This is a genomic window from Paraeggerthella hongkongensis (genome assembly GCF_003726035.1).
GTDB lineage: Bacteria > Actinomycetota > Coriobacteriia > Coriobacteriales > Eggerthellaceae > Paraeggerthella > Paraeggerthella hongkongensis.
The window spans coordinates 25,196-37,190 of sequence record NZ_QICD01000010.1 but is presented as its reverse complement, the minus strand read 5'-3'; the positions used below and the strand labels follow the sequence as shown (position 1 = coordinate 37,190).

The 11,995-nt window shown below is 62.8% G+C and carries 10 protein-coding genes; 8 read left to right on the top strand and 2 right to left on the bottom strand.

The window, feature by feature from the left end; translation table 11 throughout:
- Window position 1: 1 nt before the first annotated feature.
- From gltA to DMP08_RS06525, 3 genes are all read left to right on the top strand, one after another.
- Entirely contained in the window at window positions 2-1,486 is a 1,485-nt protein-coding gene (gene gltA, locus DMP08_RS06535) for an NADPH-dependent glutamate synthase (RefSeq protein ID WP_123192147.1), read from the top strand.
- A 99-nt stretch (window positions 1,487-1,585) separates the two neighbouring features.
- Entirely contained in the window at window positions 1,586-2,932 is a 1,347-nt protein-coding gene (locus tag DMP08_RS06530) for a bifunctional folylpolyglutamate synthase/dihydrofolate synthase (protein WP_123192146.1), read from the top strand.
- Window positions 2,933-3,107: 175 nt separating this feature from the next.
- Window positions 3,108-3,629 carry a hypothetical protein gene (locus DMP08_RS06525; RefSeq protein WP_123192145.1) on the top strand — a complete coding sequence of 174 codons (522 nt, stop codon included), beginning with the start codon at window positions 3,108-3,110 and terminating at the stop codon, window positions 3,627-3,629.
- An 89-nt stretch (window positions 3,630-3,718) separates the two neighbouring features.
- Here DMP08_RS06525 and DMP08_RS06520 read toward each other — a convergent pair whose 3' ends face one another.
- Entirely contained in the window at window positions 3,719-3,937 is a 219-nt protein-coding gene (locus DMP08_RS06520) for an acyl carrier protein (RefSeq protein WP_123192144.1), read from the bottom strand.
- Window positions 3,938-3,942: 5 nt separating this feature from the next.
- The gene (hpf, locus tag DMP08_RS06515; protein ID WP_123192143.1) at window positions 3,943-4,518 is read right to left on the bottom strand and encodes a ribosome hibernation-promoting factor, HPF/YfiA family; all 576 of its coding nucleotides are present in this window, start codon (window positions 4,516-4,518) and stop codon (window positions 3,943-3,945) included.
- Between the two features lie 332 nt (window positions 4,519-4,850).
- Between hpf and nhaA the strand changes: the two genes are divergently transcribed.
- The 5 genes from nhaA to DMP08_RS06490 all read left to right on the top strand — a co-directional run bounded on the left by nhaA (window position 4,851) and on the right by DMP08_RS06490 (window position 11,994).
- A complete protein-coding gene (gene nhaA, locus DMP08_RS06510; protein ID WP_123192142.1) occupies window positions 4,851-6,650 on the top strand; it encodes a Na+/H+ antiporter NhaA in 1,800 nt (599 codons plus the stop codon).
- Window positions 6,651-6,673: 23 nt separating this feature from the next.
- On the top strand, window positions 6,674-8,053 hold the full coding sequence (glmU, locus tag DMP08_RS06505) for a bifunctional UDP-N-acetylglucosamine diphosphorylase/glucosamine-1-phosphate N-acetyltransferase GlmU (protein WP_123192141.1): 1,380 nt from the start codon (window positions 6,674-6,676) through the stop codon (window positions 8,051-8,053).
- A gap of 312 nt (window positions 8,054-8,365) precedes the next feature.
- Window positions 8,366-9,331: a ribose-phosphate diphosphokinase gene (locus tag DMP08_RS06500; RefSeq protein ID WP_123192140.1), complete on the top strand. Its 966-nt coding sequence runs from the start codon at window positions 8,366-8,368 to the stop codon at window positions 9,329-9,331.
- A 188-nt stretch (window positions 9,332-9,519) separates the two neighbouring features.
- Complete coding sequence (gene pth / locus DMP08_RS06495) at window positions 9,520-10,077, top strand: aminoacyl-tRNA hydrolase (RefSeq protein WP_123192139.1); 558 nt, start codon at window positions 9,520-9,522, stop codon at window positions 10,075-10,077.
- 390 nt (window positions 10,078-10,467) lie between these two features.
- Entirely contained in the window at window positions 10,468-11,994 is a 1,527-nt protein-coding gene (locus DMP08_RS06490; protein WP_244596844.1) for a DHA2 family efflux MFS transporter permease subunit, read from the top strand.
- Window position 11,995: the final 1 nt, after the last annotated feature.

Sequence of the window (11,995 nt, the reverse complement as noted above, 5' to 3'; positions counted from 1 at the left end):
CATGGCGCGGACCAGCTACGAAGTGAACAAGCAGAAGACGATGGTTCCCATGCCCGAGCTGGATCCCGTCGAGCGTGCCAGAACGTTTGACGAGGTCGCGCGCGGGTATTCTGCCGAAGAGGCCATGCTGGAAGCACGTCGCTGCATTCAGTGTCCCACGCGGCCCTGCGTGCATGGCTGCCCCGTGGGCATCCCTATTCCCGATTTCATCGAGCAGGTTGCTTTGGGAAATTTCGCCCGAGCGTACGCCATCGTGAAGAGCGCGAGCGCTTTGCCGGCGGTGTGCGGGCGCGTGTGTCCGCAGGAAACGCAGTGCGAAGGCGTGTGCACGCGCGGCAAGAACGGCGAGCCGGTTGGCATCGGTCGTTTGGAGCGTTTCACGTCTGACTGGGCGTTCGAGCATCCGCAGGAGGCCGCCGCCGCGATTGCCCAGCAGCGCGCCGAGGAAGCCGCCGCTCCTGTTGCGGATGCGGATGGCGAAACCGCCGTTGCGCCCTATGTCGATCTTTCGGGCAAGCGCGTGGCCGTGGTGGGCTCGGGCCCTGCTTCGCTCACGTGCGCAGGCGAGCTGGCCAAGCTTGGCTGCGACGTGACGGTGCTCGAGGCCCTGCACAAGCCGGGCGGCGTGCTGACGTACGGCATCCCCGAATTCCGTCTGCCGAAAGACCTGGTTGAGCGCGAAGTGTCCAAGCTGGGGGACAGCGGCGTTTCGTTCGAGCTGAACACGCTGGTGGGAAAGCTGTACGACATTGACGAACTGCTGGATGAGCGCGGCTTCGACGCCGTGTTCGTGGGAACGGGCGCCGGTTTGCCGGCTTATCTGGGCATCGAGGGCGAAGGCCTCAACGGCTCCATGGTGGCAAGCGAGCTTTTGACGCGCGTGAACCTTATGAAAGCGTATCAGTTCCCCGAGTACGATACGCCGGTGTACGCGGGCAAGCGTTGCGTCGTGGTGGGCGGCGGCAACGTTGCCATGGACGCCGCGCGTACGGCGAAGCGCTTGGGCGCCGACGTCACCGTGGTGTACCGGCGCAGCCGCGACGAGATGCCTGCCCGTGCAGAGGAAGTGCACCATGCCGAGCAGGAGGGCATTCGCTTCCAGATGCTCACGAACCCCAAGCGCGCGCTCGGCAACGACGAAGGTTGGATCACCGGCCTGGAATGCGTGCGCATGGAATTGGGAGAGCCCGATGCCAGCGGTCGCCGTCGCCCGCAGGAGGTGGCGGGCAGCGCGTTCGTCATGGATGTCGACATGCTGGTCATGGCCGTGGGATCGAAGACGAACCCGCTTATCGCAAAGACGACTCCTGGTTTGGAGGTTACCCCTCGCAGCCTTATCGTTGCCGACGAGCGTACCTGCGCTACGTCGAGGCCGGGCGTGTTCGCCGGCGGCGACGCGGTGATAGGCGCGGCGACGGTGATCCTGGCCATGGGCGCGGGGAAGCGCGCGGCTGCGGGTATCGCGGAGTATTTGTCGCAGCAGTAGCGGTTGTCCGGTCGCCGTGCTGTTTGCGGGGTGTTGTGCTATCTTGGGGGCGAGCGTTTCATGCGAAGCGCTCGCTTTCGTTTTGCAGAGGAGCTGATCATGGAATTCGACCCTATCGCCTACATCAACGAACCGCGCTGGCAGGCGTCGCGTCTGGGGCTCGACCGCATTCGCGAGCTGCTGGACCGCTTGGGTCGTCCGCAGGATCGCATGCGGTTCGTCCACGTTGCCGGCACGAACGGGAAGGGGTCGACAAGCGCGTTTCTGTCTTCCATACTGCGCGCTGCCGGGCTGTGCACGGGGCTGTTCACCAGTCCGTTTATCGAGACGTTCGAAGAGCGCATTCGCGTGGATGGGCGTTCGATTTCTCTAGAAGACCTTGCGGCGGTAACGTTGGAGGTCAAAGACCATGCCGAAGCGATGGCTGCCGAAACGGGCGATCATCCTACCGAGTTCGAGCTGATGACCGCTGTTGCCATCGAGCATTTCGCGCGCAGCGGATGCCAGGTTGCCGTGCTTGAAGTGGGGTTGGGCGGTCGTCTTGATTCCACGAACGTCATAGATGCTCCCGAAGTTGCGGTCATCACGCGCATCGGCTTGGACCATACGGCGCTGCTGGGCACCACGCTTGCCGCGATTGCCGGGGAGAAGGCCGGTATCGTGAAAGCGGGATCGACCGTCGTGTCGTGGCCGCAAGGGGCCGAGGCCATGGCCGTGATCGAGCGGGCTGCTTGCGCATGCGGCGATACGTTGGAGAAGCCCGATTTCTCTCAGCTGAACGTGGAGCCGGTCGAGCGCCGCACTGTGGGGGATGCGGGCGCGCAGGTGCATGTGCGGCCGTTTTCCTATCGGGGAGAAGCGTACGAGACGCAGCTTTTGGGCGCCTATCAGCCCATGAACGCTGCGCTTGCCATCGAGGCGGCGTTTGCCCTGCGCGCGCGCGGATGGGATATTTCGAACGAGGCTCTGCGGTCGGGCGTTGCGCGGGCTCAGTGGCCGGGGCGTTTCGAAGTGCTGCCAAGCCGGGACGGCCGACCGACGTTCGTGATAGACGGCGGGCATAACCCGCAAGGCGCGCAGGCGCTTGCCGACTCCCTGCGCGACGTGTTTCCCGGGAGGAAGGCCGTGTTCGTGATCGGGGTCCTGGAGGATAAGGACTACCCGGCCATGTTCGAGTCGATCCTGCCGCTGGGCGGCGCTTTCGTGGCCGTCGCGCCTCCTAATCCGCGTGCCCTTCCGGCAGCGAAGCTGGCGCGCGCCATTCGTTGGACGGGACAGGATTTGCTGGGGTGCTCCGCATGCGTGAGGCCCTACGAGGCGCGCGACTTCGACGACGCGGTGGCGAAGGCATGCGATCTGGCTGGACCCGAAGGGCTGGTGTGCGCATTCGGCAGCCTGTACAGCATAGCCGAGCTGCGCGCAGCGATGCGCCGCGCGGGCTGGTAGGTCGGAGCGGCAAGCCGGCTTAGCGCGAGGATGTTCTGTGCAGCCTCCGTAGAAACGCGAACATCCGAACTTTGAAACAGCAAATTACCGTATCAACGGAAATAGTCCATCGGAGACCGTTGGGGCTTATTGCTATAATTCCTCCCCGATAAATCCCCGATGGAAGGAATCCTCCATGGCCGTGAATGTGACGGAAGGGAACTCTGTATCCGGAGATACGGTAAAGTTCTCGTCGTATGCCCTGCATAAATGCCTCATCGGCTTTGGCGCCATCAACGGCGTGCTGAACGCTGGCATATTTTGGCTCATGCACGGTGGCGATGTGACCATGCAGTTCGATCTCGTCAGCATCGTGGCCGACCTCGTCATCACGGGCCTTATTCTGGGCGCGATCCTGTTTGCGTGCGCGGTTCCGCTTACCAAGAAGGATATGCGGGCGGGCGCGTTCATCGCGCCTGAGACGTTCGGGGGCGTTGCGAGCATCGTTCCGCGCAGCTATGGCGCCGCGATGCTGGTCGTGGGCGTTGTCGCGGGCGCTTTCATGGGGCTGTTGGGCGTTGTCGCCGCGTTCGCGCTTTCCGCGCCCCTTCCCATGGTGGCCATGATGGTGCTCAAAGGCTGCGCGTGCGCCTTCGGCGGCGCGGCGGCGGGCTATTTGTCCCTGGTGTTCACCACGCGCTCTTTTGGCGGCGAATAAGCTTCCTTGCGCAGGGTCGGCTGGCGTTAATCGTGCCGACGCACGAAAAAAGGACCCGTACGGGTCCTTTTTTCGTGGATGGCGAATCGTTACAGCGAGTCTACGTACGTCACGAGGTCGCCTACGGAGTTCAAGCCTTCGGGTTCGCCGAAGTCGACTTCGCACTTCTCTTCAAGGTCGCAGATAAGCTCTACCATGTCGAGCGAATCGATGCCCAAGGAGTCGAACGTGGATTCTTCCGTCACGTCGGCGGGATCGATGTCCAGGTTCTCCTGCAGCACTTCCTTGATGGTGTCGATAGTGGGCATGAATCTTAATCCTCCTTTTGCTTGAGCAGGCCGTACCCGCCGTCGTCGCGGCGATACAGCACGTTGACCAGGCCGCTGTCGCGGTCGGTGTAGGCGTAGAAGTCATGGCCCAGAAGGTCGATCTGGATAAGCGCTTCCTCTTCGGTCAGCGGCGCGAATTCCATTTCCTTCACGCGCACGACCTCGTCGTCTGCAAGTTCCTGCATGAGGCCGTCAACGTCGAGCTCTCCAGCGGCGGCGGGCTGGATGCGAATGGTCTCGTCTTCGGCGCGCAGCTTGCGATCGATGACCTTCGTCTTATATTTGCGCAGCTGGCGGACCACCTTGGCGGCGGCCACGTCGATGGCTGCGTACATGTCTTCTTCGCTCTCTTCGACGCGAATGATGTGGCCCTTCGTGCGCAACGTCACTTCGCAGACGGCAGGGCGGGGGTTCGCGGGGTTTTTCTCGACGAACAGAACAACTTCAGCTACGAGAGGATCGATGTCCATGACTTTCATGGAATTGCCGATCTTTTCTTCGGCGTACTGACGCAGTGCATCGGTTACGGGCATTTTGCGTCCGGTGACGGTAATGCTCATAGCAATCACCTCTTATTTCGTGGCGAATAAAAAAACAGCTCGGTCAAGCGCCTGGCCTGGTCATGCGGGCAAAAATAACGCTTCTTCGTCGCATTGAAAGCCGACTCCTTTCGTCGAACTGATAGGAATAGCATAGCGCAAAACCCTTAGTTATGGAGGGCTATTTTCACCATGTTATGAAATCGGTTTAAAAACGTAGCGTGGATACAAGGAAGTGCCGGACGATGGTGGATAATACGAGGGTGTTTTAGGGGAGCGCCGCGTGCCCGGCTCCCGCGATGACAGGCAAGAGAGGCGCCCCGAAAGGGTCGCGGGCATGCGCTAAGGCAATTATGACTGATACGAACCAAGAAGGCATTCAGCGTATTTTCATCTCGGAGGTTCAGGGCCATCAGGCTCGATATTGGAAGCTCATCCAGTTCACTCATTCGTCTACGAAGGCTGCCGGAGCCATGCTGCTTGCCGCAGTGGTTGCGCTGATCGTGGCGAACACCGGCGCTTACGAGGACTTTTTGCACTTCTGGCACACTGAGGTGGGCTTGTTCTTCGGCGATGCGTTCGCCGGCATGTCCATGGCGCACATCATCAACGACATCTTCATGGCCATCTTCTTCTTGCTGGTGGGCTTGGAGGTCAAGTACGAGCTGACCGTGGGCGAGCTCACGAACATCCGCCAAGCCCTGCTGCCCATCATGGCGGCGCTTGGCGGCGTGATCGTCCCCGTCGGCATCTATCTGCTGTTCAATGCGACGAACCCCGAAACGGCGCACGGTTGGGGCGTTCCCACCGCAACCGACATCGCGTTCGCCCTGGGCATTCTGGCGTTGCTGGGCAACCGCGTTCCCAGCGGCGTCCGCGTGTTCCTGAGCACGCTGGCCGTTGCCGACGACATCATGGCCATCCTGGTCATCGCCATCTTCTACGGTCAGAGTCCTTCGCTGTTCTGGCTGGGGGCCGCTGCGGCGGTGCTGGTGGTGCTGGTTTTGATGAACCGCAGCCACATTTATTCTCTTGTCCCGTATCTGCTGATGGGCGCTGTGCTGTGGTACTGCGTATTCATGTCGGGCGTACACTCCACCATCGCGGGCGTGCTTCTGGCTTTCGCGATTCCTTCGGGGTCGCGGGTTGACCTGAAGAGCTTCACCGATTGGTCGGGCACCAAGGTTCGGCAAGCGCGCGAAGCGTTCGAGCCTGAGATGCCGGTTATCGCGCAGGGCAAGTACATCGAAACCGTTTCGTCGCTCAGCCGCGTGGCGCGCCAGGTGGTGCCGCCGGCGACGCGCTTGGAGCACAAGCTGTACCCGTGGGTGTACTTCGCCATTTTGCCGCTGTTCGCGTTGACGAATGCGGACGTGAGCTTTACCGGCGTGGACGTTGGGGCCATGCTGACCGATCCGGTCCTGTACGGCGTGCTGCTCGGCTTGCTGGTGGGCAAGCCGCTGGGCATCATGGTGATGAGCTTTGCCATCGTGAAGAGCAAGCTGGCATCGCTTCCCGAGAACGTGAACTGGGGCCATATGCTGGGCGCGAGCATCTTGGGCGGCGTCGGCTTCACGATGGCCATCTTCGTGGCCAATCTGGCGTTCGACGACGAGGCCCTGGTCGCCACGGCGAAGCTGGGCATTCTGGCCGCCTCGCTTTTGGCCGGCATCATCGGCTTCTTGTTCCTGCTTTTGCAGGCGCGGCGCGCGCATAAGCGCGGCGTTGCCTACCTGTCCACGGCTCGCGATGACGACGAGAACCTGCAAACGGCCGACCGCGATGCAGCGCGCGAGTGCGAGGAGATGCTTCGCGACATCGAGGACCCGAAGGTGAAGGAAGAGTTCGCCGCCGCCAATGCGCGTGGGCATATGTTCGAGATCGTGGTCGATCTGGGTCCGACCGGCCTTTTGGGCGGCGGGTCCATTGGAGACGTGCGCGAGGCGCTGCGCGAAGAAGTGGCGCGCGTGTTGCGCGAGGAGGGCAAGGAGGACTTGCTGGAACAGGTGCAGGAGGATCTGCACGAGAACCAGAACAAGCCTCCGCTGGTGAGCGTGGAGGAGGCGTTGGTGCGCGAAGGCGGCGAGGCGGCTCGACAGCGCGCGCTGCGGCGCGAGGGGGACGACGCTACCGGCATGTCCGAGAAAGAATAGAAGCCACGTTGCGAAGGAATGACATGGAAGCAGCTGCTATCGTTCTAGCCGCGGGTGCGGGCACCCGCATGAAGTCCAAAAAGCCCAAGGTTGCCCACGAGGTGCTGGGGAAGCCCCTGGTGCGCTGGGTGGTGGACGCCGCTCGCGAAGCGGGCGTCGGCCGCGTGGTGTCCGTGGTCGGGCATGCGCGCGAACAGGTGCTGCCTCTGGTCGAAGGCGATACGCAGCCGGTTGTGCAGGTCGAGCGGAACGGCACGGCGGGAGCCGTGCTGGTGTGTGCCGAGGCGCTTTCCGGCTTCGACGGCTCGCTGGTGGTGCTGTCGGGGGACTGCCCGCTGATCACGTCCCGCACCATCGCGCGCTTGGTGGAGGAACGCGAGCGCAATGCCGCCGCGTGCGTGGTGCTGACCATGGAGCCTGCCGATCCGTTCGGGTACGGGCGCATCGTGCGCGAGGCGGATGGATCCGTGGCGCGCATCGTGGAGCAGAAGGACGCAACGCCCGAAGAGGCCGCTATCCGCGAGTGCAACTCCGGATTCTACTGCTTCGACGCACGCGCTTTGTTCGACGCGCTGGCGCAGGTTGGCAACGACAATGCCCAGGGCGAGTTCTATTTGACCGATGTGCTGGAGATTTGCCGCCGTGCCGGTCGTCCGGTGCTGGCGTTGGCGTGCGACGACGCTTCCGAGTGCTTGGGCGTGAACTCGCGCGCGCAGCTGGCCGAGGCCACGAAGCTGCTGCAGCGCCGCATCAACGCCGCCCACATGGCCAATGGCGTGACCATGACCGATCCCGACCAGGTGTGGATCGGGCCGGACGTGGTTATCGAGCAGGACGTGGAGCTTTTGCCCCAGACGTTCTTGATGGGCTCAACGCGCGTAGGAGAAGACAGCGTGATCGGGCCGAGCTCCCGTTTGACCGACACGACGGTGGGTCGCGGTTGCACGGTTGACGAGACGGTGGCCGTGGAAGCGCGCCTGGACGACGGCGCGACGGCTGGTCCGCGCGCGTATCTGCGTCCCGCCGCCCATCTGTGCGAAGGCGCGAAGGCCGGCACGCATGTGGAGATCAAGAAGTCCACGGTGGGCAAGGGGTCGAAGGTGCCGCACCTGTCCTACATCGGCGATACGACCATCGGCGAAGATGTGAACATCGGCGCGGGCTCGATCACTTGCAATTACGACGGCAAGAAGAAGTGGCCGACGGTTATCGGCGACGGCGCGTTCGTGGGCAGCGACACCATGATGGTCGCTCCGGTCACCATCGGCGCGGGCGCGATCATCGGCGCGGGATCGTGCATTGCCAAGGACGTTGCGGCCGATGCGCTGGCGCTGACGCGGCCCGAACAACGCGAGATTCCCGGTTGGGCCGCCAAGAAGCGCGCAAAGCAAGCGGAAGCCTAAGGAAGCGAAAAGAAGAAGCTGAATCTGCGACGGGGCGAGAGATCGCCCCGTTTTCCGTATGCGCAGCGTCGCCCGAAACGTACGGTTTTTGCGGGAATTCCGTACGTTTCGGGCGACGATGCTCGACGGCGCTCCTGCCGGGAGAGGGGCGTTGCGCCTGCGCGTTCGACGACCCTCTTGCGGTCAATCTGCGAAGAAGCGGGCGTTCCCCCTGTGCGAGCGGACCACCTGCGGATACAATGAGACGAATGGGATAGGGGGCGACGGCTGCGCAGCGCGGCGGCCCATGAAGCGACGCAAAGGAGCGCGTACATGACGGAAGTGCAGAAGAGCATGGCCCTGTTCTCGGGGTCGGTTAACCCCGGGCTCGCTGACGAGATCGCGAAGGACCTGAACGCCTCGCTGGGCAACGTCAAGCTGGAGAAGTTCGCAAACGGCGAGATCTACGCACGTTACCAGGAGAGCGTTCGCGGCGCCGACGTGTTCCTGATCCAGTCGGTATGCGGCGCGGACGGCTACGATGTGAACGATGCCCTCATGGAGCTGCTCATCATGACCGATGCCGCCAAGCGCGCTTCCGCTCGCTCCGTTTCTGCCGTGGTGTCGCATTACGGTTATGCGCGCCAGGACCGCAAGGCCGCTCCCCGCGAGCCCATCACCGCGAAGCTGGTCGCCGACCTGCTGGCTGCGGCCGGCGTGGACAACGTGATCACGGTGGACTTGCACCAGGACGCCATCCAGGGCTTCTTCGATCTTCCGGTGAACCATATGACGGCCATGCCCATCTTCGTGGACTATTACAAGTCCATGGGGTTCAATCCTGAAAAAGTGTGCGTCGTGTCGCCCGATGTGGGTCGTGCCAAGGCTGCCAAGAAGTTCTCCACCATGCTGGGCTGCGACATCGCCATCATGCACAAGGATCGACCGAAGCACAATCAAGCCGAGATCACGGCGCTGATCGGCGACGTGAAGGACAAGATCTGCATCCTCAACGACGACATGATCGATACTGCCGGGTCGCTGGTTGCCGCCGCGGCTACGCTCAAAGCGAAAGGCGCTGCGGAGGTGTACGCATGCGCAACCCACGGCCTGTTCAGCGGCCCGGCCTATGATCGTATCGCGAACTCCGTCATCGAAGAAGTGGTGGTCACGAACGCGGTGCCCGTGCCGTTGGAGCGCCAGACGGGCAAGATCAAGGTGCTGTCCCTGGCGTCGCTGTTCGCCGAGACCATCAACAACGTGTACAACAACGGCTCGGTGGCGTCGCTGTTCGAGTAAGGGTTCCGCCGTTCTGCGAACAGCGGAACGAGCCGACGCTGCGAAAGGCCGTGGCGCCCCATCTTCGCGCAATGGCGAAAGCTCGCGTACCGAAGTGCGCTCCGCCTTCGCCATCCCCGCGAATTTCGGGTGCCGCGGCCTTTCTCGCTGACCTATACGTGTAACTTGCAAGTGGAAAGCTGAGTCTCATGTTCTTAATCGTTGGCCTGGGGAATCCGGGCGAGGAATATGCGCATACCCGGCATAATGCCGGATTCGACACCGTTGATGCGATCGCCGAGGAAGTGGGCGCGCGCTACTGGAAAACCGAATGCGGCGCCCTCACGGCGAAGGGCGTCTACCGCGATTGCGATGTGGTTCTTGCCAAGCCCCAAAGCTACATGAACACCTCGGGAGGTCCCGTCAAGCAGCTCATGAACGCTTACGGCGTGGAAGCGGATCACGTGATCGTGGTGCACGACGAGCTGGACATCGATCCGGGAACGGTGCGCGTGAAGTTCGGCGGCGGCCATGCAGGGCATAACGGGCTGCGTTCCATTTGCGACAAGCTGGGGACGCGCGATTGGCTGCGCGTGCGCGTCGGCATCGGTCGCCCGCCGGGGCGCATGCCGGTGGTCGATTGGGTTTTGGGGCTTCCCAAGAAAGAGGCGGCTGACGATTTCGCTTACGCGGTCGATCGGGGCGCCCAGGCTGCATTGTCGCTCGTGCAGGTTGGTCTGGAGAAGACCCAGCAAGCGTTCAACTAGTGGAGGCTGCTCGGGCGGGGCGGGGCTGGGCCGATGGTTCTCTTCCGTCCCGTTCCGTTCCGCCCCGCCCCATCCCGCTTCGTTCCGCCCTGGCTGGGCGGCGCGGCGTCTCCGAAACGCGCGTATTCGAGCCGCGATGAACGCTGGTAGAAGCGCCTTTTCCCTGTGGCGTCGGCGAATCTCCGAACCTGTCAAAACGGATGAGTTTTGCGGCGATTTTTCGCCTTTCGGCACGGGGTTGCCCAAGGGTGTTTTTTATCGCACCTGGTCACAGGCTTGTCCTTCAAGTTTATCCTTGACCGAGGACCGGCAAAACTCGTCCGTTTTGACAGGTTCGGCGATTCGCCGCGATGCGGTTGGGCTGCGTGCTCGTATTGCGTGCGAAGCCGCATGGCCGAAAGGGCGCGGCTTGCTGCGGATTGTCTGCCGAACGCGAGCAATCCTTCGGGCATGCGAGCGGTCTTGCCCCTATGCCGTCAGGGCGTTTGGGCTATACTGGGGCTTGCGAAGGGCGCGGTTTGGAGCGGAGGCGACATAGTGGGCGATGGCCAGGTGAAGAAGCGCGGCGCGGTGTACGCGTTGTTCGCCATTGTAGTGCTGGCCTCGGCTTCGGGCAATCTGTCGCAAACTGCGGTGAACGCCATGTTGGCCGATATCATGGGCGAGTTCTCTCTTTCTGTTGACCTGGGGCAATGGCTTACAACCAGCTATATGTTGGTTTTGGGCGTAACGGTGCCCGTGGCCACGTTTCTTTCAAGGCGGCTTTCGGTTCGCCGGCATGTGTTCCTGGCGCTCTTGTTTTTCTTGGCGGGCGCGATCGCCGATCTGCTGGCGCCCAGCTTCGCCGTTTTGCTGGCCGGGCGCGTTCTGCAAGCTGTTTCCACCGGTTTGCTCATGCCCCTTATGCAGACCATCGCCATGACCAGCTTCCCGCCGGGCCGCCAAGCTACCGCCATGGGCATTGCGGGCGTGGCCATGGGGTTCGCTCCCAATATCGGGCCGACTATCGGCGGGGCCATGAGCTTCGCATGGGGCTGGCGCAGCTTCTTCGTGCTGCTGGTCGTCATCACCGTTGCGCTTGCGATTGCCGCGGCGGTGGCTATCAAGCCGGCTCCTGCGCGCGATACGGGCGCGCGTTTGGATGTCGTGTCGCTGACGATGTCCACGGTTGGATTTGGCGGGTTGCTGCTGGGGTTCTCGAACGCAAGCAGCTTTGCGCCCAGCAGTCCGTTCATGTGGGCTCCCATCGTGCTGGGCGCGTTGTTCTTGGCGTTGTTCGTTCGTCGGCAAAAGCGGGTCGAGCATCCGCTTATCACCATGGAGATATTCGCGTCGCGCCAGTATGCAGCGGGATTCGTGGCGCAGAACCTGCTGAACGCCTCGTTCATGGGCATCACGCTGATCGTGCCGCTGTACGTGGAAGGCCTGTGCGGAGGAACTGCGCTTGAGGCCGGGGTGGTGCTGTTGCCGGGAACGGTGGCTGCGCTGCTGCTGAATCCGCTTGCCGGCGTGCTGACCGATCGCGTGGGCGTGCGTCCGGTTGCGGTGGCGTCGGGCGTGTTTTTGGCGGCGGGCGCCGTGCTCATGTCGTTTTTGGAGGCCGATACGCCGTTATGGGCGGTGACGTTGTGCCAAGCGGTGCGCGCCGTGGGCGTGTCGGGCCTGGTGGGGCCGTTGACTTCGTGGAGCTTGGCGAAGCTGCCTCGACCTATCGTGGCTGACGGGTCGTCGTTTTGCATTGCTGCGCGGCAAGCGTGCGCGTCCCTGGGGACGTCGATCATGGTGTTCGCCATCACGGCGGTGGGCGTGACGTCGGCGGGCATGGCAGATCCGGCGTTGGCGTATCAGGTCGCCTTCGGTTTCTCGGCCGTTATGGCGGTGGCCACGCTCGGGTTCATTGTGGCGAAGGTGCGCTAGG

What these genes read in the sequence shown, in the direction of transcription:
- gltA (WP_123192147.1), top strand. Translation starts at nt 2, where the DNA reads ATGGCGCGGACCAGCTACGAAGTGAACAAGCAGAAGACGATGGTTCCC.
- DMP08_RS06530 (WP_123192146.1), top strand. Translation starts at nt 1,586, where the DNA reads ATGGAATTCGACCCTATCGCCTACATCAACGAACCGCGCTGGCAGGCG.
- DMP08_RS06525 (WP_123192145.1), top strand. Translation starts at nt 3,108, where the DNA reads ATGGCCGTGAATGTGACGGAAGGGAACTCTGTATCCGGAGATACGGTA.
- DMP08_RS06520 (WP_123192144.1), bottom strand. Translation starts at nt 3,937, where the DNA reads ATGCCCACTATCGACACCATCAAGGAAGTGCTGCAGGAGAACCTGGAC.
- hpf (WP_123192143.1), bottom strand. Translation starts at nt 4,518, where the DNA reads ATGAGCATTACCGTCACCGGACGCAAAATGCCCGTAACCGATGCACTG.
- nhaA (WP_123192142.1), top strand. Translation starts at nt 4,851, where the DNA reads ATGACTGATACGAACCAAGAAGGCATTCAGCGTATTTTCATCTCGGAG.
- glmU (WP_123192141.1), top strand. Translation starts at nt 6,674, where the DNA reads ATGGAAGCAGCTGCTATCGTTCTAGCCGCGGGTGCGGGCACCCGCATG.
- DMP08_RS06500 (WP_123192140.1), top strand. Translation starts at nt 8,366, where the DNA reads ATGACGGAAGTGCAGAAGAGCATGGCCCTGTTCTCGGGGTCGGTTAAC.
- pth (WP_123192139.1), top strand. Translation starts at nt 9,520, where the DNA reads ATGTTCTTAATCGTTGGCCTGGGGAATCCGGGCGAGGAATATGCGCAT.
- DMP08_RS06490 (WP_244596844.1), top strand. Translation starts at nt 10,468, where the DNA reads ATGGCCGAAAGGGCGCGGCTTGCTGCGGATTGTCTGCCGAACGCGAGC.